We start from the raw sequence: 23,318 nt of genomic DNA on the forward strand, positions 1-23,318 counted from the left end.
GGACGACGCGGGGGATTGGGATCGACAGCTCCGGCCTGCCCGCGCCGCGGTGGGCGCGGGCGCCGGAACGACTTACTTCGCGCCCTTCGGGATGCTGAAGCAGTACATGCGATCGTCCTTCGACTTCACCCAGGCGGGGGTCGTGTAATAGGCGATGTTCTTCGCGCCCGGCTTGTCGCCGCTCTGCAACAGCGCAATCACCGCGTCGGCGATGGTCTGGCCCTGCACGTCGGCGCGATACGACAGGTTCGCGGAGAACGCGCCTTGCTCGAGCAGATCGCAATCCGCAGGCTGGCCGTCGCTGGCGACGAACACCTTCACCTTGTCGCCCATGTTGGCGGCCTTGATCGCCTGCGCCGCGCCCGCGGTTTGCGGTCCCCAGACGCTGAGGATCCCGCACAGCTTGGGATGCTGCTGCAACACGGTGGTCGTGATGTCGCCGGCCCTGTTGGCGTCCCAGCTGGTCGGCTGCGACGATACGACCTTGATCGACGGGTCGGTCTTGAACACCTCCATCGCGCCATTCTTCATGTCGAGCGAATAGGCTGCGGTCGCCTCGCCTTCAAGGATCGCAACCTCGCCGGAGCCCTTGCCGCCGCCACACTGATTGATGACCTCGCGCGCGATCTTGGTGCCGAGATCCTTGGCATCGACGCCGACATAGGCATCGGTCAGGGTATTCGACGCCATGTTGACCTGCACGACATAGATGCCGGCGTCCATCGCACGCTTGAGCTCCTTGGCGAGCAGCGTGACGTTCGGATTTTGCACCACGATCACGTCGGGCTTGTCGTTGATATAGTCGCTGACGGTCTGAAGCTGGATGTCGGACTTCATGTTGGCGTCGCGGGTGACGAGCTTGATGCCGTAATCGTCGAAACGATCCTTCATCACGCGCGTCCATTCGGATTCCAGAACACCCATCCAGACCGGCGACCAGGCCACCGTCTTGCCCTTGAGCGACTTGTCGAATTTCTCGCGCAGCTGGTCGCGCGGCCCGGCCGCCTGCGATGGCGCAGCCACCAGCGCGGCGGTTGCCACCATCGCGGCCAGCCCGATGCCGGCAAACGCCCTCCTGTGCACAGCTTTCGTCATGTCAATTCCTCCCCTGTTATGTCGGCCGACTGTTGCGGCCCGTTGGTTGATGCAGAGCTTTAATCGCCCTGCTTCGACGTCTCCTCGTCGCGCGGATGCAGCCGGGAATCGAGCAGGATCGCGATCAGCAGCACGACACCCTTGACGATGTTCTGGGTCTGCACGTCCATGTCCATGATGGTCATGCCGTTCAGCAGCACGCCGATCAGCAGCGTTCCGGCGATGACGCTCATCACGTTGCCGCGGCCGCCGACGAGGCTGACGCCGCCGAGCACCACAACCATGATGACGTCGAAAATGATCGTCGATTCCGCGACCTGGAGATGCATCAGCGCCGTCTGCGCGACCATCACGACACCGCCGACATATCCGATCGCGGCGCACAGCGCGTACTCGATCATGGTCAGCGGGCGGGTCGGCAGACCGGTCTGACGCGCGGCGTCGGGATTGTCGCCATGGGCATAGACGAAGCGCCCGATCACGGTGCGCGACAGGAAAAGATGCACGACGACCGCGGTGGCCGCGAAGATCAGGATCGAGATCGGAACGCCGCCCCAGATGTTGCCGCCGAGCCGCAGGAATTCGTCATGCCCCTTGGAAAGATAGACGACATAGTGCTGCACCGCTGTGGTGCGCACGATCCCCAGCACCGCAAGGCTCGACGCCAGCGTCGTCAGCAACGGCGGCATCTCGATTACCGAGATCAGAAACCCGTTCAGGACGCCGATGGCGATCGCCATCACGAAGCCGATCAGCAGCGCGACCGGCGTCGCGTAGCCCGAGTTCATCAGAATGATCGCGATCGCGGTGGAAGCGGCAAAGGAGGCGACTTGCGACAGATCGAGTCCACGTCCGATCACGACCACGGCCATGCCGAGCGCGAGAATGCCGAGTATCGAAATGTTGCGCGCCAGCGCGAACAGATTGCCCAGCGTCAGGAAGCCCTTCAGGAAGATCGAAAAAATGACGATCAGGACCGCGCACATCACCAGCACGGCCGTCGTCTGCGTCAATTTCGCCCCGCGCGCGCCCGAACTGCCGGTCACCGGGTCCTCCCAGGATTGATTTTATTGTGAGCGGAAATTGAACAGAATGTATCCAGAAGTCAATCTTCGTATCCAAATTTTGGACAGCAGCTGGTTTGACGGAAGATATATTCACACCTGAAGCCCTCCATAACTATCTATATTTAAATGGATATATGTATGTTCTGGCGTCCGCGATCGAAGCGCATTTTCCGAGTTCGATCGGTCCTTTTGAAGCCGACATTGCTGTATTGGATACATTCGGCTTGAGAGCCTGTCCCTAAGGCCAACTGGTCCTCATAGCGCCGTCACCCGCGGCGATGGAACGAAGCCGACGACGTTGCGGCAATCGCTCCTGGCCAAGGCCTGAAGATCGTGGCGAAAGAGAATGCCGAGACCGAGCTTTGACGCCGCCTTTCGCCCATCGAAGCCGCGCCAGGTGGAAGCCCGAGCGAACTGACGGCCGGTTTGAATTCTGTCTCGGCGCGCCCATATTCGTGACAGGTTCGCAAACACTGACGGTACCAGATTTGTCCGAGCAACTGTCGATGTTCGATGCGCCCGCCGCAGGACCGGCAGGTCTGCACTACGCGCCGGATTTCATCTCCAAAGCGGCCGAGGGCGAACTCATCCGCCACATCCGGGCACTTCCGCTTGCCCCCTTCCAGTTCGGACAGTTCGAAGGCAAGCGCCGCGTGGCTTCGTTCGGTTACCGGTACGACTATGGGTCGCGCCGACTGGAATGTGCCGAACCGATCCCGTCCTGGTTAAACGGCATCGTCGCCGCGATCCAATCCTTCGGCGGCGCGTCGACCGAGATCGGGCAGATCCTGTGCACCGAGTATGATCGCGGCGTCGGTATCGGCTGGCACCGCGACAAGCCGCATTTCGACCGGATCTTTGGACTGTCCCTGGGATCCGCATGCAAGTTCCGTTTTCGTTGTCGGACGGAAAACGGATGGGAGCGGTTCACGCTCGATGCGGCGCCCCGATCACTCTACCTGATGGCCGGTGATGCACGGCAGATATGGGAGCACAGCATTCCGCCGGTCGAGGCCCCCAGATACTCGATCACCTTCCGAACCATGGTCGAAACGGTGCGGGGCGCCAAAGCGTCGCGATAACCTTGGATTGCCGGTTCCAGCGCTCCGCTGCGCATCGCCGCATCAACCCTGATCGAGCGCTACTTCGATCCGATCGGAAGACGCAATCATGAGCGGAAGGTGCGACCAACGCCGCGCGAATGGTTGATGGGACGGGGGCGGACGAACTTGGGAAGTTCGTCCGCCGAGAGATCGCGCGCCCCCGGAGTGTCGATCGCGGGGAACGCAGCGGGCGTCTCACGCCGCTTTCGCAGCAGCCTTGTCGGCCGGTGCCGTTTCCATGGCGCGCATATAGAGATCGAGCAGCGATTCGCGCTCGTCGCGCTCATCCTGATCCTGCTTTCGCAGTTTGACGATCTCCTTGAGGATCTTCACGTCGAAACCCTCACCCTTGGCTTCCGAAAAAACTTCCTTCTTCTGCTCGTTCAGTTCCTGCAGTTCAGCGTCCAGATTCTCGATCCGCTCGATGAAAGAACGAATTTTTCCGCCGGGAATGGTGATGTCAGACATGGTGCCTCTTTGTTGAATGAGGCGGTGAAAATGAAAGCAAAGTGATAACCAATGTCTTAAGCTTCATCGGTTCCTGTAGCGCATCTATCCCGCGGCTTGCCGCGGTATTTCAGAACGCGATCCAGCTGATCACGGCCGCGGCCGACGTCCAGAGCGTCCATCCAAGGCCAAGCAGGGACATCACCGCGGCCGCCATTGCTACGGCCAGCAGCAGACCATCTTCCTGCAGGTAGGCGATCGCGATCAGGACGACCACAATCCCGGGAATGACATTGACCAGAGGCAGGGGCCAGCCCGCCAACAGACCCAGCAGGAACACGACCAACCCAACAAGCCGGTCAGTCACGTCATGGCGCGCGTTCCAGCGCGGCCGGCTGATGCTCTCGATCGCGCGCAGCAGCGGGCCCGCCCTGACGGTGAACCGCTTGAATCGCTTGAAGTCGAACGGCCGCTTCGACAGGAAGCGAGGAAAAGATGGAGCACTGTGCCCCAACATCATCTCGACCGCCGGAAACAGGAGGGCCAGCGTCGCAATTGTGGCCACGCCGGGGACGATCACAAGCAGCCCCAGCAACAGCAGGAGCAGCCCGAACGAGCGCCTGTCCAGATGGCTGAGGAGCCATTCGAGGTCGACGGGGCCGTCAGGTGCTTGCGCAACGAGTTCTTCGAGGAGCTGGGAAGTACGGGCAGGCGCTGAGCGGGGAACGGGCAAATGAAGCATTACCCGGTAACATGGTCGAACTCCGTATCGATTGCAACGAATGCCAGAGGCGCCTAGGAAGCATTGATGGACAACGATTCCGACCAGGCGTGGCACGGCCATGCGCCGAACAGCCCCCTGCCCGCCGGTCGCCGCCGCTGGCCGTGGTTTCTTCTGATCGTCGTCGTCGCCCTTGTCGGCGCCGGCGGCGTCTACGCTTGGCCTGAAGTCGCGGCATTGGTCCCCGCCATAAGCCACGAATCGTCCGGCGGGGCGACGACGACGAGCGACAAGGAGGCATTGCCAACTCTCCTCGCGGCCCAGCAGAAGCTCGAGGAAGACCTCGCCGCACTCGATCGGTCGGTAGCCGACGGGCAGGCGCAGTTGAAGGCCATTACCGACCAGTTGGCGGTCCTGACCTCGAAGGTCGAAGAGTTGCAGCATCTGCCCCCGCCGGTAGCGCCGCCGCCACCTGTTACGGCCGAGGTGCCGCGTGCCCCGATCGCGCCAACTACCCCGCAGCCGAGAAAGCCGCCGCCTCGGGCCGCCAGGCCTTCAGGTCCCGTTTCGATTGGCGGCGCACCGCTCAATGCCGCGCCCGGCAGCATGGCCCGTTGAGCTCAGAAATGCCCCAAACCGCATTCCGATTTTTGGCTTGGGGTTTGATCCTCGGCCTCTTCATCGTCACCGATATGACGCTGGCATTTCGTCCCCACACGTTGATATCGCCAAACGCCGATCGCTTTGCCGCGCTCTTCGTTGTCGGAGCCGTCTTTTCGCTCGCCTATCCGAAGCATGTCCTGCCAATCCTGCTGGCACTGCTCGCCGTCATTGTCGGCTTCGAACTCATTCAAAAGCTGCTAGCCGGCAGGCATGGCTACATAAAAGACATATTCGTCAAAGGCGCCGGCTGTTGCGCAGGCGTTGTCGCCGCCACCGCCCTGAGACGCGCGCTTTCAGCAATGTCCAAGCCGACAGGTACCTCCTGACGTCCTGCGCCGCCTTTGCCCTGTTCGACGCTGGAGCAGAGGCACGTGTCGGCAACCTTCGGCCCAATCCATCATGGACCGGTTTGACCAGGCTCCGGCCTAGGAAAGGCGCTGAGGTAGAAGCTCAAGCCCCGTCTTGGCAGGGCAAGTCCGCTATTCAAATTGGACCGGCTCGGATCCAGGATAGGAATGAGCGACGAACTCGCAGAACGCGCGAGCCGCCGGAGAAAGCTTCGCCTTGTCCTTCCAGGCAAGCCCGACATCCATGGTGTGGACGTCGTCATCGAGCGTCTTGAGATCGATGCGATGTCCTTCGAGCGACCAGGGACGGTAGACCATGTCGGACAGGATTGTAATTCCCATGCCGGTTGCGACCATGCTGCGAACCGCTTCGACCGACAGGGTCCGGAAGATGACGTTCGGCACGTACGCGGTATGCTGCCAGTAACGCATCGCGGAGCGTTCGGCTTCATCGACGGTCAACATCAGATAGGGCTCGCTCGCCAGGTCTGCCAGCTTGATGCTGTCCTTGCGAAGCAGCGGATGATTGACGCAAGTCCACAAGCGACGCGGCGAGCGCAACAAGAGCCGCGAGCGAATGGAGTGCCGGTCATGCAAGTTTGCAACCAGCATGATGGCTGCATCGACGCTACCGCTGATCAAGCTCTGCTCGATCGCGTCGCGCGGAAACTCGTGAAGACGCACCGTGATGCCCGGGAATGACCGCCAGAAGCGCGACAACAAGGGCGGCAGGAAATATCCAGCGATGGTGTAGCTGACGGCGACATCGACGGTGCCATCCACCTGCATTCCCCAGCGATGCGGCCCGCGTATCGCATCCGATACGCTGGCCTCGATGGCGCGGGCACGCTGCAAGAACTCCCGTCCGTCAAAGGTCAGCGTCACGCCGTTCGAGTGACGGTCGAATAGCTTGTGGCCGAGCTCGGCCTCGAGCGCCTTGATGGACGCGGTGACCGCAGATTGCGTCACGCTGAGCGCCGCCGCGGCGGCCGAAACGCGCCCGGTCTCGGCGGTTGCGATGAAATGCCGAACCTGACGGAACGTCAGAGACATAAAAATTTCCGATATCAGCGAACGATATTTCGAATTTTACAATCCCCCGGCGGACCGGAAAAATCAATCCATCGGTTCGCGAGTGAGAGGCATTGAGGTCATGTCCGATGGTTTGGAGTTGGTCGCTCGCGATATCAGCGTCCAATTCGAAGGCCTGAAGGCGCTGTCCAACGTGACCTTGACCGTACCGCGGGGACGTATCGCCGGACTGATTGGTCCGAACGGAGCCGGCAAGACCACCCTTATTAATGTGCTGACGGGTTTCCAGCCGGTTGGCGCCGGAACCGTGGAACTGGAAGGCGAGACGCTGAGTGGCATTGCAGCGCACAAGTTGCGCCGCAAAGGCGTGGCGCGAACCTTCCAGTCGGGCCGACTTTTCCGCGACCTGCCGGTGATGGACAACCTTGAGGTCACCGGCGTCGGCCTGGGCCAATCCCGTCCGGAGGCGATCGGTGAAGCCGAGCGCGTCATGGCTTGGCTCGGCATTTCGCATCTGTCCAACACCATCGCCGGCGCCCTGCCCTATACCGACGAGCGCCGCGTCGCGATCGGCCGCGCCATCATGTGCACACCGCGCTATCTGCTGCTCGACGAACCGGCGGCAGGAATGTCGGAGCATGAGAGCCACGAACTTGCCGCCATCATCCGGCGGATCGCGGGCGAGCTCAATGTCGGGGTGCTGCTGATCGAGCACAATATCGGCCTCGTGCTCGAGCTCTGCGAGCGCATCTACGTCCTCGATTCCGGCGAGGTCATCGAAGCCGGCCCGCCCGCTCAGATCCGTGACAGCGACGCGGTCAGGCACGCCTATATGGGCACGCAGCGCGACGAGCTGCTTCCGGTCGCCGCCGAACAGGCCGTTGCGTCATGACGCTGCTTGCCGTCGACGACATCACCGTCAGCTATGGCCGCCTGACGGCTCTCCGCGGCCTGACGCTGAAGATCGATGAAGGCGAAATCCTGTTCGTGACCGGCCCGAACGGCGCCGGCAAGTCGACCTTGCTCAACGCCATCGCAGGCGTCGTGCCACCGGGCTCCGGGTCCATCATGATCGATGGCGCAAAGATCACGGGTGCCGCACCCGAAGACATCGCCCGGCGCGGATTCTCCCTGGTTCCCGAGGGACGCAATGTCTTTGGCGCGCTGACGATCGAGGAGAATCTGAAGGTCGGAACCGGCATGCGCACCGACCGCAAGAAGATCGCCGACGACCTGGATCAGGTCTACGAGGAATTCCCGATGCTGGCCGAGCGCCGCCACACCCCGGCGGGCATGCTCTCCGGCGGCCAGCAGCAGATGCTCGTCATTGGCCGCGCCTTGATGGCCGCGCCCCGCATCATGGCGATCGACGAGCCGTCGCTCGGCCTTGCGCCAAAGATCATCGACCAGGTCTACGAGATCCTGGTGCGGCTGCGGACACAGCGCAAGCTTACACTCCTGATCGTCGAGCAGAGCTCGACACGCGCCATGATGACGGGCGGACGGATGGTCCTGATCCGCGGCGGCCGCATCGTGCTCGAGGGCCCAGCGGCCGATATGGTCAGGGATGATCGTCTGAAGCAGTCCTATTTCGGCTTCGGAGATCATTGAGATGCGCGAGTTGCTCCAGATCATCTTCGATGCCCTCAGCCTCGGCAGCCTCTACGCCCTTGGCGCGCTCGGTATCGCCCTGATCTTCGGCGTGATGCGGCTCGTCAACTTCGCGCACGGCGATTTCATCGCGTTTTGCGTCTTCGCCATGCTGTGGCCGTCGATCGATGCGGCGGCGATCGTCTTTGCCGGGCAGCTACCGTTCTATCTGCTGATCCCGCTGCTGCTCTTGATCGGCGCCGCGCTGTCGATCCTGTCGGAGATCGTCGTCTTCCGCCGCTTCCGCAATGCCAATCCGGCGACGATGATGATCGCATCCTTCGCACTCGGCTTCGTGATCCGGCATCTCCTGCTGATGCTGTTTTCCAGCCGGCCGAAGTCGATCACGCTGTGGCCGAGCCTCGGCCTGCCGGTCGAATTCCTCGGCGCTCACATCCCGATGCTCCAGGTCGTGACCATCATCATCACGCTGGCCGTGCTGGTGGTCCTCGTCCTGTTCCTCAAGCGCACGCGCTACGGGCTCGAGATGCGCGCGGCCGCCGACAATTTCACCATGGCGCGCATGCTCGGGGTCCGCGCCAACGGCGTGATCCTGCTGGCCTTCGCCATCAGCGGCATGCTGGCGGCGGCGATCGGCCTGATCCTGGCGACCAATTCCGGCACCGCCGACATCGGCATGGGCGCCAACGTGATGCTGATCGCGTTCATCGCGACCGTGATCGGCGGCCTCGGCAGCATTCCCGGCGCCGTTGCCGCCGGCTTCCTGATCGGTGCGGCCAGCGTCGTGTTCCAGGCGACCCTGCCGCATGACGCCAGGGTATTCCGCGACGCCTTCGTCTACGGCGCCGTCATCGTCGTCCTTCTGGTGCGGCCGCAGGGCCTGTTCGCACCGAAATCCGCCAAGCAGAGGGTCTGATCGATGTCGCAGCGGCCGTCCGTCATCCGGCAAACGATCATCACGCCGATCGTGCTGATCGTGGCGCTGCTCATCATGGCGGCCCTCTCCTATCAATTCGGTAGCCGGGCCTTCAACCGCACCGTGGTCGAGATGTTCATCAACATCATGGTGGTGGTCGGGCTCTACGTCTTCGTCGGCAATTCGGGCCTGCTGTCGTTCGGCCATATCAGCTTCATGTGCCTCGGCGCCTACATGACCGCCTGGCTCACGATTCCGCCGGTGATGAAGTCGATCACGCTCAAGGGCCTGCCGGCATGGCTGCTCCACGCGCAACTGCCGATGTGGGTAGCGACGCCGATATCCGGACTGTTTGCGGCACTGTTCGCGCTGATCGTCGGGCGCGTCATCATGCGCCTTTCGGGCATCGCCGCCTCGATCGCGACCTTCGGCCTGCTCGGCGTCATCAACAATGTCTATTCGAACTGGGATTCGGTGACGGGCGGACAGGGTTCGATCGTCGGCATTCCGCCCACCATGAATGTCTGGACCGGATGGATCGGCGGCGCCGTGGCCATCGCGATCGCCTATCTCTACTCGATTTCGCGCTCCGGACTGGCACTTCGCGCCACGCGAGACGAAGCGGTCGCGGCCAGCGCCTCCGGCATCGACATCGTCCGCGAACGGCTGATCGCCTTCGTCGTCAGCGCCTTCATCATCGGACTCGCCGGCGCGCTCTACGCGCATTTCCTGAGCATCGTCAATCCCGGCGCATTCTATCTGCGGACGACGTTCATCACGCTGTCGATGCTGGTGGTCGGCGGCATGTACAGCCTCAGCGGAGCCGTCTCGGGCGTGGTCGCGATCTCCGTGTTGATCGAGCTGTTCCGCAATCTCGAGAAGGGCATCAGCCTCGGCGGTCACACCGTCGGCCTGCCGAACGGTGTCCAGGAAATCGCGATCGGCATCATCACCATCGCGATCCTGATGTACTTGCCGACGGGACTGACCCGCAACCATGAATTCTCCTGGCGTCGATGGCCGTTGCAGCGCCGCCTGACGCCACCGGTCCAGACCGCGCTGAAGGAACTGCACTGACGCTTGTTTGTACAATTGGAGGAGTGGGGATATGCGCTTTACGACATTACTCAGCATCTTGGCCGGAGCATCCGCGCTCTGGTTCACGCCTGCCCGGGCAGCCAACGAGATCGTTGTTGGGTTTGCGACCGCGGCATCCGGATTCATGCAAGCCTACGACAAGCCGGCGCAGGACGCGGCACTGATCCGGATCGAGGAGATCAACAAGGCCGGCGGCCTGCTCGGCAAGAAGATCAAGCCCGTCTTTGCCGACACCAAGACCGATCAGGCCGAGGGTGCCAAGGCCGGCCTTGCGGTGCTCGACCAGGGTGCCGACCTCGTCATCGTCTCCTGCGACTACGATTTCGGCGCGCCCGCGGCGCTGCAGGCGCAGGCTGCCGGCAAGGTTTCCTTCTTCCTCTGTGCCGAATCGATCAAGGCCGGCATCCCCGGCGTCGGCCCGTTCTCGTTCTCGGCCTCGGTGCTGGCACCGGTGCAGGGAGCGACCATGTCGGAATGGGCTTACACCAAGAAGAACGCACGCAGCTTCTATCGGCTGCTCGACAGCTGGACCGTCTACAACAAGGGCATCTGCGACGGCTTCGACTGGATGCTGCCGCGCCTCAAGGAGGCCAAGCTGGTCGGCAGCGACACCTTCAAGAACGACGATGCCTCGATCGCCTCGCAGATCACGCGCATCAAGAGCCTGCCGAAGGAGCCTGACGCCATCATGCTCTGCACGATGATGCCGGGCGCTGTCTCCGCCATCAAGCAGATCCGCGCCGCCGGCATCAAGTCGATGATCCTCAACGGGTCGGGTGTCGACGGCAGCTACTGGATGAACGCCGTTCCTGACCTCTCGAACTTTTACGTCCCGGTGCAGGGCTCGGTCTATGGCGACGATCCGAACCCGAAGGTCAACGAGTTCAACAAGAAGTACAAGGAGGTCACCGGCGGTGACCCCTCCAGCCAGTACGTCTATCCGGGTTACGTCCTGATCGACGTCTGGGCCAAGGCGGTCGAACGCGCCAAATCGGCCGATGCGGCAGCCGTCGTGGCCGAGCTCGAGAAGATGAACAACGAGTCCACGCTGTTCGGGCCGCGCAGCTTCACCAAGGACATCCACCACCAGAATCAGGGTCGCTACCTGATCGTCGACACCGAGGCCGGCAAGCCGCAGGTGATCGACCAGTGGACGATCTCGGAAAAGATCCCGCTCGACTATCTGGTGTCCAAGTAACCCGGCAATGCGCCGCCCTGGGTGCGCCAGTCATACCCGGGGCGGCCTTCGCCGGTCATATGCAAAGCCAGTTGGAAGGAAATCAGGAGATGGTCGTGATCAACTGCGACATGGGCGAGGCCTACGGCCTCTACAAGATGGGCGACGACAAGGCATTGATGCCTCATATCGACGTCGCGAACGTCGCCTGCGGCTTTCATGCCTCCGACTTCAATCACATGCGCAAGACCGTGCAGCTCGCCAAGCAATTTGGCGTCAAGGTCGGGGCGCACCCGTCGCTGCCCGATCTGCAGGGATTTGGTCGCCGGGAGATGAAGATCGACCGCGAAGAGCTGGCCAATTGCCTGCTCTATCAGATCGGCGCACTCAAGGCCTTCCTGGATGCCGAAGGCATGGCGCTCAATCACATCAAGCCGCACGGCGCACTCTACGGCATGGCATCGCGCAACGAGGAGATCGCCGAAGCCGTGGCTGATGCCGCCGACGTCTACAAGGTGCCGTTGCTCGGCATGAAGGGAACGTTGCACCAGAAGGTCTACGAGCGGCGCGGTCATGCCTTCGTCGCCGAATACTATGCCGACCTCGACTACAATGCCGACGGCAGCCTGATCATCACCCGCGAGCACGAGGCGAAGGATCCGGCCGACGCCGCCACCCGATGCGCAAGGGCGGTCAATGAAGGCAAGACGCGCACGGTGGCCGGAAACGACATCGTGGTCGGCTCCGATTCGATCTGCATCCACTCCGACACGCCGAACGCCGTCGCCATCGCCGAAGCCGTCCGCGAGGCGGTGCGCCCCTATCTCACCGCGCGCTGAACCGTCGCGGCAACGAACCAAAGACTCTCAAGAGGAAACGATGGCAACGCAGCAGATCTTCTCGCCGCTCCCAGGCATCTTTTATCGCAAGCCCGCACCCGACAAGCCGGTCTACAAGAACGACGGCGACGCCGTCGCCGAGAGCGACACGATCGGGCTTATCGAGGTGATGAAATCGTTCAACGAGGTGAAAGCCGGCATCGCCGGCAAGATCGTCCGCTTCCTGGCCGAGAATGAAGATGCCGTGATGGCCGGCCAGCCGATCGCCGAAATCGACGTTTAGGGGCTCTTCGACCAGCCATGGCGATCAAGAAGCTCCTCATAGCCAATCGCGGCGAGATCGCGGTGCGCATCATCCGCGCGGCGCGCGATCTCGGCATTGCAACCGTGCAGGTCTACAGCAAGGCCGACCAGGATTCGCTCGCGGTCAGGCTCGCCGACGAAGCGGTCGATATCGGTCCGCCGCAGGCGTCGAAATCCTATCTCAACCAGGCCGCCATCCTCGCCGCGGCGCGGAGCACCGGTGCCGACGCCATCCATCCCGGCTACGGCTTCCTGGCCGAGAACGCCGAGTTCGCTGCCGCAGTCGAAGCGGCGGAATTGATCTTTGTCGGCCCGACCGCGCAATCGATCCGGCTGATGGGCGACAAGGTCGCGGCACGCGAGGCCGCCGCCGCGGCCGGCGTGCCGACCGTCCCCGGCAGCCAGGGGCAGCTGGAATCGGCCGAAGCGGCCTTCGCGCTGGTCGAGAAGACCGGCTTCCCAGTGATGATCAAGGCCGCCGCCGGGGGTGGCGGACGCGGCATCCGCATCGCGCGGTCCCCCGGGGAGTTTCAGCATCTGATGCCGCAGGCACAGGCCGAGGCACTCGCGGCCTTTGGCGACGGCGGGCTTTACGTCGAAAAGCTGATCGAAGGCGCGCGGCATATCGAGGTGCAGGTGCTCGGCGACGGACACGACGTGATCCATTGCTTCGAACGCGAATGCTCATTGCAGCGCCGCCGCCAGAAGGTCTGGGAAGAAGCCCCCTCGCCCTCGCTCACCCAGGCCGTGCGGGAGAGGCTCTGCACCTCGGCTGTGGCACTCGCCCGAGCGGTCAATTATCGCGGCGCCGGCACGCTCGAATATCTCTACGACGACGCCACCGGTGAATTCTACTTCCTGGAGATGAACACCCGCATCCAGGTCGAGCATCCGGTCACGGAGATGATCACCGGCATCGACCTCGTCCGCGAGATGATCCGGATCGCCGGCGGCGAACGTTTGCGCATCAGCCAGAACGAGATGTGCGTCAGCGGCCATTCGATCGAGGTCCGTATCAACGCCGAGGATCCCGCCAGAAACTTCCTGCCCAACCCGGGCACGGTGAGCGCGCTCAACCTGCCCGTCGGCGACGGCGTTCGCTTCGACAGCATGCTCTATGAGGGATACACGGTGCCGCCCTTCTACGACAGCCTGCTCGGCAAGCTGATCGTGCACGACAAGGATCGGCCGAGCGCCATGAAGAAACTCGAGCGCGCGCTCGCCGAGCTCAGCGTCGAAGGCATTTTCACGACCAAGCCCCTGCACCAGGCGCTGGCGCGCGACGCCGACGTCCAGGCTGGACGCTTCCACACGGCATGGCTCGAACCCTGGCTTGAGTCCCATGCCGCCACGCTTGCCACCGCTCAGCCGCCATCAGCTGCGAAGGTCGCCTCATGATGGCGAGAGAATCCGCCCCGTCAGCAACAGGAGGCCGCTAGCATGCAAACTCGATTTTCCTTCGGCGGCGATGAGCACATTTTCGCCGAGGTCGGCGAAGCGATGTCGCTCGAGGCCTTTTTCAAGAGCCTGTTCATCACCAATGCGGTGCGCGATGCCAGGATCAAGGGTGTCACCGAGATCTGTCCGGCGAACGCGTCCTATCAGGTCAAGTTCGATCCGGAGCGGATCAAGCCCGACGATCTCCTCGCCGAGCTGAAGCGGCTGGATTCCGCATCCGAGAAATCGGAACCGGTGATCAAGACGCGGATCATCGAGATTCCCGTGCTCTACAACGACCCCTGGACCCGTGAGACCTTGATGCGCTTCCGCGAGCGTCACCAGGATCCTGACGGCACCGACCTCGAATACGCCGCGCGGATCAACGGCCTCGACAGCGTCGATGCCTTCATCAAGGCGCATTCCAGCGCGCCCTGGTTCGTCTCGATGGTCGGCTTCGTCGCCGGCCTCCCCTTCCTTTACCAGATGGTCGAGCGCAAGCGGCAGCTTCAGGCCCCGAAATATCTGCGCCCGCGCACGGATACGCCAAAGCTCACCGTCGGACATGGCGGCTGTTTCAGCTGCATCTATTCGGTGCGCGGCGCCGGCGGTTACCAGATGTTCGGCATCACGCCGATGCCGATCTATGATCCCAATCAGACCATCAGCTATTTGCGCGACTTCATGTGCCTGTTCAAACCGGGCGACATCGTGAAATGGAAACCGATCGACCGGGCAGCCTATGACGCCGCGGTCGCCGACGTCGACGCCGGCCGGTTTGCGCCCGTGATCCGCGACGTCTCGTTCTCGCTGACCGAGTTCAACCGCGACATTGATGGCTACAACAGCAAGCTCGATGGAGTTCTCCATGGCCGTTAGGGTTTTGAAGCCGGGTCTTGCGACCACCGTCCAGGACCTCGGACGTCCCGGCTATTATCACATCGGCATCCCGCTCTCCGGCGGCATGGACCGTCACGCGCTGGTCGCCGCAAATCTGCTCGTCGGCAATGATGCAGGCGCAGCCGTGCTTGAGGCGGTGTTCATCGGGCCCGAGCTCGAATTCACCGAAGACGCCACGGTCGCCGTCACCGGCGCGGAGCTGCCGCCGAAACTCGACGGCGAGCCGCGCGAGACCTGGACCAGCTTCAAGGTGAAGCGTGGCCAGATCCTCTCCTTCGACTTCCTCAAGCGAGGCGCACGCGGCTACATCGCGGTCGCCGGTGGCATCGATGTGCCCGTGGTGCTCGGCTCGCGATCGACCTACGCACTCGGCGCGCTCGGCGGCTTCAAGGGCCGCAAGCTCGAGGCCGGCGACGAATTCCCGGTCGGCCGTGCCAGCGTGACGGTCAAGGACGGCCGCACCGTCGCCAACGATTTGCGCGGGCAGCCGGCGGGAATGCCGACGGAGCTGCGCGCCATGCCCGGCCTCTATTGGCACCGCATCACCGAGGCCGCCGGCAGCGGGTTCTTCTCCGACACCTGGAAGGTCGCGCCGGAAGCGGACCGCATCGGCTACCGCTTCAAGGGTGGCAAGGCGCTCGAATTCGTTCCGCGCGAACCGCCGTTCGGCGCCGGCTCCGATCCGTCCAACATCACCGATGCCTGCTATCCCTACGGCTCGATCCAGGTTCCCGGCGGCACCGAACCGATCGTGCTGCATCGCGACGCCGTATCCGGCGGCGGCTACTTCATGGTCGGCACCGTGATCGCCGCGGACATGGATCTGATCGGTCAGCTCCAGCCCAACACGCCGGTGAAGTTCGTCAAGGTCGACATGGATCAGGCGCTTGCGGCACGCAAGAGCCGGACCGAGCTGCTGGGCAAGCTTCGCAGCGCCATGGCGTAATCGCGAGGGGGCCCACCGCATCTGCCAACGGGCCTCGGCCGCGGGCGCCGGAGCGATCGCGCATGGTCACGTCTAAACCTGTGGCTGTCGATTGCGCGCTCGCACATCTGAGGTCTGTGCCACGGTGTGCTGTCCGCCCGGACGGCACGAGAGTTGCAGCGGACACATTCGGGCTGAGAAACACTGCTCATGAGTTGTGCAAACATCGGAACAACCGCGATGTCCGTTTCTCTGAAACAGATCCGCTACTTCGTCGCCGCCGCCGAGACCGGGCGGATCAGCCAGGCGGCCATCGATCTCAACGTCTCGCAATCCGCGGTCACCGCGGCGATCCAGCAGCTCGAGGCCACCGTCTGCGCCCGCTTGCTGGAGCGCACGCCGAACGGCGTAACCGTCACCATGGAGGGCAGCCGCTTCCTCTCCCAGGGCCGTCATATCCTCGCCGCCGTCGCCGAGGCGGTGCGCGACACGCAGATGTCCGCCGGCCCCCTGTTCGGGACGATCCGCGTCGGCGTCACCTACACCGTGTCGGGCTACTTCCTGCCGCGTCATCAGATGCGCTTCAAGGCGAGTTTCCCCGGGATCACGATCGAGCTGTTCGAGGCGCCGCGCGACGTGCTCGAGCGCGCACTCGTCGATGGTGCGCTCGAGCTCGCGGTGATGCTGGTCTCGAACCTGCGCGACAACGCCATGCTCACCAGCGAGACCTTGCTGCGATCGCCGCGCCGGCTGTGGCTTGCGCCCGAGCATCCCCTGACCCGCGCCGAGCGGGTCCACCTCGCTGACATCGCGACCTATCCCTATGTCATGCTCACGGTCGACGAGGCCAAGCACACCTCGATGCGCTATTGGAACAACGCCTCACTCGAACCGAAGACGGTGTTCCGTACCTCCTCGGTCGAAGCCGTCCGCTCCATGGTCGCCGGCGGCATGGGGATCGCCATTCTGTCCGACCTGATCTACCGGCCCTGGTCGCTGGAAGGACAGCGGATCGAGACCCGCGTCATCGAGGACGAGGTGCCCAGCATGGACATCGGTCTTGCCTGGCGTCGCGACACCAAGCCATCGGAGGCTGCGATGGCTTTTCGCGATTTCATGCGCTTTGCGGTTGCCGGCGTCGGGCCGGCCCGGCCGCCGGTCAGCATGGACCACCGACATCAGGCCGAGGAGGCCATCGAAATCTAGAATATCAGTTTCCGTTTTATTCGACTTGACGCCGTCCGGCTGTCCTCGCCAAACTTTGCCCGGGGACACGACGACCGGAAGCACAGCCGGCTGCGGGAGTGAGACATGCAAGTCGCCTACACGACCAACGACATCCCGTTGCAGACCCGCCGCCAGTACTGGCAGGAGGTCGTCTCGAAGACCTATTACTCGCTCGACCTGCGCTTCCCGAGCACGCGCGACTTCAATGCGCGCCTTGGCGCCTGGTCGATGGGCCCTGTCTCGGTGTCCCGCAACATCGCCAATGGCCTGCTGTACAAGCGGCATGAGCGGCATCTCCTGAGCGAGCGGGAGGAATCCTTCCTGATCACGGTGCCCGAACTCGCCGAAATCCGTTTCGAGCAGGACGGCAAGGTGGTGCATTGCCGCCCGGGCGCGTTCCTGATCGAGCGCAGCCACCTACCCTACGAGTTCAGCCATCAGGATCCGACGGCGCTGTGGTGTCTGAAGATCCCGAGCGCGGTGCTGCGCGCCCGCATTTCCCGGCCCGAGCGCCTCGCGACGCTGCAATTCGACGCCAGCCGCAGCGTCGGCGCGCTGTTCGTCGACACGCTGCGCCTGTCCGGTGAACGGATCGAGGAAATGGACGAGACGGCGCGCACGATGATGGGCAAGCACCTGATCGAGCTGCTTGCGATGGCCATTGAATCCGACGACCGTGTGTTGACCGGTCACTCGTCCTCCGTGCGCAACGGCCATTTGCTGCGTTGCGAGCAATTCATCCGGGCCCGTCTCGACGATATGCGGCTCACGCCGCAGATGATTGCCGACGGCTGCGGCATCTCGCTGCGCTATTTGCACCAGATCTTCGAAGGCGAAGGTCTGACCGTCTGCGCCTACATCCGCAACCAGCGCCTTTCAATGTGCGACGCCCTGCTGCGCGATGCGAACTGCCGCAAGAGCATTTCGGAAATCGCCTATCAATGGGGCTTTGCCGACCAGGCGCAGTTCAGCCGCAATTATCGCGGCCGGTTCGGATGCACCCCGAGCGAGGCCCGCGCCATTTCGCGCACAGCCAACTCCTGAAGACTGGCCTGCTGATCGATTCTTAGGCACACCGCCGCCGGTCTGGGCATGTATGGGCACCGGCACGGTTCGCTCTCTCGCACAAATCTTCCTGCGCTCAGCGTCAAGAACGAAGGCCGCCGCTCTGCCTAAGATCGGCGAAACGCTCGTTCGAAAGGAAGAGGCATGGCGCAGAACCTTCGTGTGGCCGTCGATGTCGGTGGCACCTTCACCGACATCTGCATCATGGACGAGACGACCGGTCTCGTGCGCATCGAGAAGACCTCCTCCACGCGCGATCCGATCGAAGGGATCATGGGCGGCGTATCCAAGGCCGGCATCGACCTGTCCAAGGTGGCGCTGTTCTCGCACGGCACCACGATTGCCACCAACGCGCTGATCACCCGCCGCCTGCCGCGCACCGCGGTGGTCACCACCAAGGGGTTCCGCGACGTCATCGAGATCCGGCGCGCCAACAAGGAAGACCTCTGGGACACCTACAAGGACGTGGTCCGGCCCTATGTGCCACGGCGCGACCGCCTCACCGTGCCCGAACGCGTCGATGCTGCCGGCACGGTGATCGAGCCGCTCGACGTCGAAGCTGCGCGCAGCGTCGCACGCATCCTCAAGCGTCGCGGCGTCGCCGCGGTCGCGGTGTGCTTCATGAACGCCTATCTCAACGGCACCAATGAGCGCGCCATGCGCGATATTCTGCTGGCCGAGATGCCCGATATTCCGGTCTCGATCTCCTCGCAGGTGCTTCCCGAAATCTTCGAGCACGAGCGGTTCTCGACGACGGTCGCCAACGCCGTGGTGAGCCCGGTCGTCGTCAACTACACCAGCCGGCTCGGCGAACGACTCTCGGACGAGGGCTACACCCGTGATCTTTTGCTGCTGCACACCGGCGGCGGCGTGATGACGCCGGCGAGCGTGAAGGATTTCGCGGCGCGCCTTGCCGGCTCCGGCATCGCCGCCGGGGCCATAGCCAGCCGCCATATCGCCGGTCTTTGCGGTTTCCCCAATTCGATCGGCCTCGACATGGGCGGCACGTCGACCGACGTGTCGCTCGCCTATGAGGGCCAGTCGCGGATCACCAAGGACTGGCACATCGAGTTCGGCTATCCGATCCGCTTCGCATCGATCGAGGTGCTCACCATCGGTGCCGGCGGCGGCTCGCTGGCCTGGACCGATCCGGCCGGCTCGCTGCGCAACGGCCCGCAATCGGCCGGCGCCTATCCGGGACCGGCCTGCTACGGCAACGGCAATACGCAGCCGACCAACACCGATGCCAATGTGACGCTCGGCCGGCTTGGCACCGATCTCGCCGGCGGCAAGGTCAAGCTCGACCCCGAGCTGGCGCGGCAAGCGGTCGAGGGCGGCGTCGCCAAGCCGTTCGGCCTCGGCCTGCACGAAGCCGCAGATGCAATCGTCAAGGTCGCCAATGCCAACATGTCGGATGCGGTGCGCCTGATCTCGATCAGTCGCGGCTACGATCCGCGCGACTTTGCGCTGGTGGCGTTCGGCGGCGCCGGTGCCCTGCATGGGGTCGACGTCGCACGTGAGCTGGCGATTCCCGTCGTGATCGTTCCGCTCAATCCCGGCGTGACCTCAGCGCTCGGTTGCCTGCTCGTCGACATGCAGCACGATTTTTCGCAGAGCTGCATGGTCGACGCCGCCGAGGCCGACGCCACCGAGATCGAGGCACAGTTCGCCGAGCTCGAGAAGGCTGCGCTCGCACGGTTGATCCATGAGGGCGTCGCGCAGCAGGACATCGTGCTGCAGCGCTCGATCGACATGATGTATCGCGGCCAGTGGCGTTCGCTTGCCGTCAACGCGCCGCGGCCGATCGGCGCGATCGCCGATCTGGTGCAGAGCTTCCATGCCGAGCATCAGCGCGAATACAATTTCCGCCGCGACAGCGCGCCGGTCAGCTTCTTCCGTCTCAATCTGAAGGCAGTGGGCGTGGTCCCCAAGGCCGAGTTTGCCGTCCACGAGCCGACCGGCGCTAGCCCCGAGCCGGTCAGCCGCCGCAGGGTCTGGTTCGAGGGCAGCGGGCTCGATACACCCGTCTATCGGCGCGACAACCTGCCCTGCGGCTTCTCCTTTCAAGGCCCCGCGATCATCGAGCAGGTCGATGCCACCACCGTCGTTCCGCCCGGCGCCGCCGCCGAGGTCGACAGATATCTCAACATCATCATCCGCGTGAAGGAGTAAACCATGGCCGGAGCTCTCCCGCTCGACCCCGTGACCTTCGAGGTTTTGAAGAACTCCTTCATCACCAGCGTCGACCAGATGGGCGAGCAGGTCCTGAGGACCTGCTACTCCTTCGTCATCTACAATCGCGACTTCTCGAGCGCGCTGCACGACGCCAACGGTGAATGCGCGGCGCAGGGCAACCAGGATATTGCCGTCCACGTCGGCACGCTGCATTTCACCTGCAAGGATGTCATGCGCCATTTCGAAGGCGACATGCATGAGGGCGACGTTTTCGCCATCAACGATCCCTATGCCGGCGGCACGCACTTCTCCGACGTGCGCCTGATCCGTCCGATCTTCGCCGACGGCAAGATCATCGCTTTCAGCCAGTCCAACGGACACTGGTCCGACGTCGGCGGCAGCGTGCCGGGATCGTTCGACGTCGCCGCCCGCGAGATGTTCCGCGAGGGCCTGCGCATCACGCCGGTCCGCCTGTTCGACAAGAACGGCCTGCGCAAGGACGTCGCGCATCTGATCGCGTCGAATACGCGCGATCCGGCCTCGATCATCGGCGACATCCAGGCACAGGCCGAAGCCACCGCCGTCTGCGAACGCGAGATCCTGCGCCTGGTCGGCAAATATGGCCGTGATACCGTCGAGACCGGGCTTGCCGCCGTCCAGGACTATGTGGAGCGTTCGGCGCGCCAGCGCATCGCGGCGCTCCCCGACGGCGAATGGGAAACCGTCGACTTCATCGACCGCGATCCGGCCGGCGGCGAAGGCATGATCCCGATCCGCATCAAGATGACGATCAAGGGCGATCGCGCAATCTACGACTTCACCGGCAGCCATCCAACCATCGGCTCGATCTACAATTCGGCGTTCGGTGCAACCTTCTCTGCCGTTGCCGCCGGCATGAAGACTTTCTTCCCCGACCTGCCGCTCAATTCCGGTTTCTACCGCTGCTTCGAGATCATCGCTCCCGAAGGATCGATCGTCGACGCCAAATGGCCGATCGCGGTCACCGGCTTTCTGATGCCGTTCGAGAAGATCATGAACTCGATCTACGAAATGTGGTCGAAGCTGATGCCGGAGCGCGCGCTCGCTTGCGCGTTCAATCTCGAATATCTGCTCACCGGCGGGCTCGATGCCCGCAGCTCCGACAAGCCGATCTTCATGTTCTATGACTGGCTGCCGGGCGGCTGGGGCGGGCGCAACGGCAAGGATGGCAGCAATGTCACGACCGCCTGCTTCGGCACCGGCCTGATGTCGCAGCCGGTCGAAGGCCAGGAGCGCGCCAACCCGATCCTGACCACCGAATGCGAGATCCTCAAGGACTCGCCCGGCCCCGGCAAGTGGCGCGGCGGCGCCGGCGTGGTGAAGACGTCGCGGATGCTGCAGGCCGAGAAAACCGTGATCTCCTATATCTGCGACCGCGAGCGCGCGATCGTGTGGGGCATCGAGGGCGGCCTGCCGTCGATGCCGCACGGCCTGACCCTGAAGCGCGCCGGCAGCACGGCCGCGGAGCGGCTCGGCTCGATCTTCTCGGACGTCCCGATCGGCGAAGGCGACACTTTCTCGCGTCCGACCGCCGGCGGCGGCGGATTTGGCGATCCGCTGGAGCGCGATCCGAACCTCGTCGTCGAGGATATCAAGGACGACTATGTCTCGGTCGAGCGCGCCGCCAAGGACTATGGCGTCGTGGTGCACACCATCGACGCCGAGCTCTGTAACTACGAGGTCGACAAGGTCGCGACCGAGGCGCTCCGTGCGAAGATCCGCTCCGAGCGTGTCGCCAATGTCCGGCTCGATCCGGAGCTGGTGGCGCAACGCTATCGCAGCGGGGCAATCGACGCGCTCGACGCGATCCGCAAGCACGCGGTGATCCTCGATTGGGGCACCGGTGCCTTGCTTCCCGAATCCACGCGCCAGTTCCGCGAGGTGTTTGAGCGGCGCTCGGTCGCAACGTGGAAAGCAGGCTGAATGCCATCGCCGGCCGCGACGTCGGCAGACCGCACAGAGCGTTCACGAAAAACTGGATCCGACACCGCCCCTCCACTTTCATTCGAGCCATGAGGATTGTGCTATGACGAGTACGACGTGCCTTTCCCCCAATCGAGTTTGGCCGATCCGCCCCGCGCTCGGCCTTGCCGCCGGCCTCGCCCTTGCCGCTGCGGTCGCGCCGGCCGCGGCCGAGACGCCGTGGTTTCCGATGAAGGTCTACGACGCGTCGTCCGGCACACCGAAGCCGGCCGAGTACACGCCGCTCCCGAAGGCCGAGAAGCCGTACAGGCTCTGCGTGCTGTTTCCGCACATGAAGGACAGTTTCTGGGTCGCCGTCGCCTATGGCATCGTCAAACAGGCCGAGGCGATGAACGTCAACATGAACCTCTACGAGGCCGGAGGTTACGAGAACCTGCCGAAACAGCTGTCGCAATTCGATGACTGCATGGCGAGCGGGCCGGACGCCATCATCGTCGGCGCCATCTCCGGCGCAGGCCTCAGCAAGAAGTTCGAGGAAGCCAAGGCCAAGGGCGTTCCGGTCGTCGGCGTCACCAACCCGCTGCCGCCGAACGCGCTGCCCGCGGCCAACTACGTCGACTTCGTCGCCATGGGCGAAGTCACCGGCGCCGGCCTGCTGGCGCAATCCAAGCCTGGCGACAAGCTCAACATCGTGACGTTCCCCGGTCCGGCCGGCTCTGGCTGGGCGGAGTCGTTCAACGAAGGCTTCAAGAAGGCCGTTGCCAAGAACCCGAACGCCAAGATTCTGGCCGAGAAATTCGGCGACTCCGGCGTCGCCGTGCAGCTTCAGCTCATTCAGGACGCCTTGCAGGCCTATCCCGGCATGAACGTGATCTGGGGCACCGCCCCCACCGCTGAAGCCGCCATCGGCGCCGTTGCCGAGGCCGGCCGAAGCGACCTGAAGATCGTATCGTCTTACGAAAACCAGGCCATGCTTGACGCGCTCAACCGCGGCGACATCCTCGCCTTCGCAACCCAGTATCCGGTCGGAGAAGGCGCCGTCGCGATCGATCAGGCAGTGCGTCTCATCGAGAAGAAGCCGGTCATGAGCCTTGTCCAGCCGATCGCCGCTGTCATCGACAAGACCACCGTACCGAAATTGCAGATGGACCTCGTGCTGGCTCCGGCGAGTTGGACACCGGTCTATTCGGTCAAGGCCAAGTAAGCCG

Annotated in this window: 23 protein-coding genes; 18 read left to right on the forward strand and 5 right to left on the reverse strand. The window is 63.6% G+C overall.

The genetic code is table 11. The features are described 5' to 3' along the window. Positions 1 to 72: 72 nt before the first annotated feature. Together ACVWZM_RS02245 and ACVWZM_RS02250 are read right to left on the reverse strand one after the other, a co-directional pair. The gene (locus ACVWZM_RS02245; RefSeq protein WP_456851682.1) at positions 73 to 1,095 is read right to left on the reverse strand and encodes a sugar ABC transporter substrate-binding protein; all 1,023 of its coding nucleotides are present in this window, start codon (positions 1,093 to 1,095) and stop codon (positions 73 to 75) included. Positions 1,096 to 1,154: 59 nt separating this feature from the next. Next, positions 1,155 to 2,141: an ABC transporter permease gene (locus tag ACVWZM_RS02250; RefSeq protein ID WP_083714936.1), complete on the reverse strand. Its 987-nt coding sequence runs from the start codon at positions 2,139 to 2,141 to the stop codon at positions 1,155 to 1,157. Positions 2,142 to 2,650: 509 nt separating this feature from the next. Between ACVWZM_RS02250 and ACVWZM_RS02255 the strand changes: the two genes are divergently transcribed. Further along, positions 2,651 to 3,244 (forward strand): alpha-ketoglutarate-dependent dioxygenase AlkB, encoded by a 594-nt coding sequence (locus tag ACVWZM_RS02255; RefSeq protein WP_307720382.1) that lies wholly within the window; start codon positions 2,651 to 2,653, stop codon positions 3,242 to 3,244. Positions 3,245 to 3,460: 216 nt separating this feature from the next. Here ACVWZM_RS02255 and ACVWZM_RS02260 read toward each other — a convergent pair whose 3' ends face one another. Then, positions 3,461 to 3,733, reverse strand: coding sequence for a DUF2312 domain-containing protein (locus ACVWZM_RS02260; RefSeq protein WP_016842183.1), 273 nt, complete (start codon positions 3,731 to 3,733; stop codon positions 3,461 to 3,463). A 109-nt stretch (positions 3,734 to 3,842) separates the two neighbouring features. Then, a complete protein-coding gene (locus tag ACVWZM_RS02265; RefSeq protein ID WP_076826288.1) occupies positions 3,843 to 4,454 on the reverse strand; it encodes an exopolysaccharide biosynthesis protein in 612 nt (203 codons plus the stop codon). A gap of 66 nt (positions 4,455 to 4,520) precedes the next feature. Between ACVWZM_RS02265 and ACVWZM_RS02270 the strand changes: the two genes are divergently transcribed. After that, on the forward strand, positions 4,521 to 5,051 hold the full coding sequence (locus ACVWZM_RS02270; RefSeq protein ID WP_456815977.1) for a hypothetical protein: 531 nt from the start codon (positions 4,521 to 4,523) through the stop codon (positions 5,049 to 5,051). An 8-nt stretch (positions 5,052 to 5,059) separates the two neighbouring features. Continuing rightward, positions 5,060 to 5,422: a hypothetical protein gene (locus tag ACVWZM_RS02275; RefSeq protein ID WP_244558736.1), complete on the forward strand. Its 363-nt coding sequence runs from the start codon at positions 5,060 to 5,062 to the stop codon at positions 5,420 to 5,422. 153 nt (positions 5,423 to 5,575) lie between these two features. Here ACVWZM_RS02275 and ACVWZM_RS02280 read toward each other — a convergent pair whose 3' ends face one another. Beyond that, positions 5,576 to 6,496, reverse strand: coding sequence for a LysR substrate-binding domain-containing protein (locus ACVWZM_RS02280; protein ID WP_076826285.1), 921 nt, complete (start codon positions 6,494 to 6,496; stop codon positions 5,576 to 5,578). Positions 6,497 to 6,596: 100 nt separating this feature from the next. Between ACVWZM_RS02280 and ACVWZM_RS02285 the strand changes: the two genes are divergently transcribed. The 15 genes from ACVWZM_RS02285 to torT all read left to right on the forward strand — a co-directional run bounded on the left by ACVWZM_RS02285 (position 6,597) and on the right by torT (position 23,314). Next, the gene (locus ACVWZM_RS02285; protein ID WP_076826283.1) at positions 6,597 to 7,367 is read left to right on the forward strand and encodes an ABC transporter ATP-binding protein; all 771 of its coding nucleotides are present in this window, start codon (positions 6,597 to 6,599) and stop codon (positions 7,365 to 7,367) included. Beyond that, positions 7,364 to 8,086: an ABC transporter ATP-binding protein gene (locus ACVWZM_RS02290; protein WP_057017116.1), complete on the forward strand. Its 723-nt coding sequence runs from the start codon at positions 7,364 to 7,366 to the stop codon at positions 8,084 to 8,086. The genes ACVWZM_RS02285 and ACVWZM_RS02290 overlap by 4 nt, the downstream gene beginning before the upstream one ends. Before the next feature lies 1 nt (position 8,087). Next, positions 8,088 to 9,002 (forward strand): branched-chain amino acid ABC transporter permease, encoded by a 915-nt coding sequence (locus ACVWZM_RS02295; protein ID WP_057017115.1) that lies wholly within the window; start codon positions 8,088 to 8,090, stop codon positions 9,000 to 9,002. A gap of 3 nt (positions 9,003 to 9,005) precedes the next feature. Next, complete coding sequence (locus ACVWZM_RS02300; protein WP_456851685.1) at positions 9,006 to 10,079, forward strand: branched-chain amino acid ABC transporter permease; 1,074 nt, start codon at positions 9,006 to 9,008, stop codon at positions 10,077 to 10,079. A gap of 31 nt (positions 10,080 to 10,110) precedes the next feature. Further along, positions 10,111 to 11,298, forward strand: coding sequence for an ABC transporter substrate-binding protein (locus ACVWZM_RS02305; protein WP_456851687.1), 1,188 nt, complete (start codon positions 10,111 to 10,113; stop codon positions 11,296 to 11,298). 89 nt (positions 11,299 to 11,387) lie between these two features. After that, the gene (gene pxpA, locus ACVWZM_RS02310) at positions 11,388 to 12,116 is read left to right on the forward strand and encodes a 5-oxoprolinase subunit PxpA (RefSeq protein WP_028345053.1); all 729 of its coding nucleotides are present in this window, start codon (positions 11,388 to 11,390) and stop codon (positions 12,114 to 12,116) included. A 40-nt stretch (positions 12,117 to 12,156) separates the two neighbouring features. Beyond that, entirely contained in the window at positions 12,157 to 12,399 is a 243-nt protein-coding gene (locus ACVWZM_RS02315) for an acetyl-CoA carboxylase (protein WP_018270951.1), read from the forward strand. 17 nt (positions 12,400 to 12,416) lie between these two features. Beyond that, the gene (locus ACVWZM_RS02320) at positions 12,417 to 13,817 is read left to right on the forward strand and encodes an acetyl-CoA carboxylase biotin carboxylase subunit (RefSeq protein WP_456851689.1); all 1,401 of its coding nucleotides are present in this window, start codon (positions 12,417 to 12,419) and stop codon (positions 13,815 to 13,817) included. Between the two features lie 42 nt (positions 13,818 to 13,859). Then, positions 13,860 to 14,735 carry a 5-oxoprolinase subunit B family protein gene (locus tag ACVWZM_RS02325; protein ID WP_225646064.1) on the forward strand — a complete coding sequence of 292 codons (876 nt, stop codon included), beginning with the start codon at positions 13,860 to 13,862 and terminating at the stop codon, positions 14,733 to 14,735. Beyond that, entirely contained in the window at positions 14,725 to 15,702 is a 978-nt protein-coding gene (locus ACVWZM_RS02330; RefSeq protein WP_456851691.1) for a 5-oxoprolinase subunit C family protein, read from the forward strand. The genes ACVWZM_RS02325 and ACVWZM_RS02330 overlap by 11 nt, the downstream gene beginning before the upstream one ends. 219 nt (positions 15,703 to 15,921) lie before the next feature. Continuing rightward, on the forward strand, positions 15,922 to 16,887 hold the full coding sequence (locus ACVWZM_RS02335) for a LysR family transcriptional regulator (RefSeq protein WP_456851693.1): 966 nt from the start codon (positions 15,922 to 15,924) through the stop codon (positions 16,885 to 16,887). A gap of 105 nt (positions 16,888 to 16,992) precedes the next feature. Then, on the forward strand, positions 16,993 to 17,952 hold the full coding sequence (locus tag ACVWZM_RS02340) for an AraC-like ligand-binding domain-containing protein (RefSeq protein ID WP_456851695.1): 960 nt from the start codon (positions 16,993 to 16,995) through the stop codon (positions 17,950 to 17,952). A 165-nt stretch (positions 17,953 to 18,117) separates the two neighbouring features. Then, the gene (locus tag ACVWZM_RS02345; RefSeq protein ID WP_253587231.1) at positions 18,118 to 20,145 is read left to right on the forward strand and encodes a hydantoinase/oxoprolinase family protein; all 2,028 of its coding nucleotides are present in this window, start codon (positions 18,118 to 18,120) and stop codon (positions 20,143 to 20,145) included. 3 nt (positions 20,146 to 20,148) lie between these two features. Then, positions 20,149 to 22,110 (forward strand): hydantoinase B/oxoprolinase family protein, encoded by a 1,962-nt coding sequence (locus tag ACVWZM_RS02350; RefSeq protein WP_253587232.1) that lies wholly within the window; start codon positions 20,149 to 20,151, stop codon positions 22,108 to 22,110. A gap of 103 nt (positions 22,111 to 22,213) precedes the next feature. Next, a complete protein-coding gene (gene torT, locus ACVWZM_RS02355; protein ID WP_057017107.1) occupies positions 22,214 to 23,314 on the forward strand; it encodes a TMAO reductase system periplasmic protein TorT in 1,101 nt (366 codons plus the stop codon). Positions 23,315 to 23,318: the final 4 nt, after the last annotated feature.

Source organism: Bradyrhizobium sp. USDA 4501 (assembly GCF_054062115.1).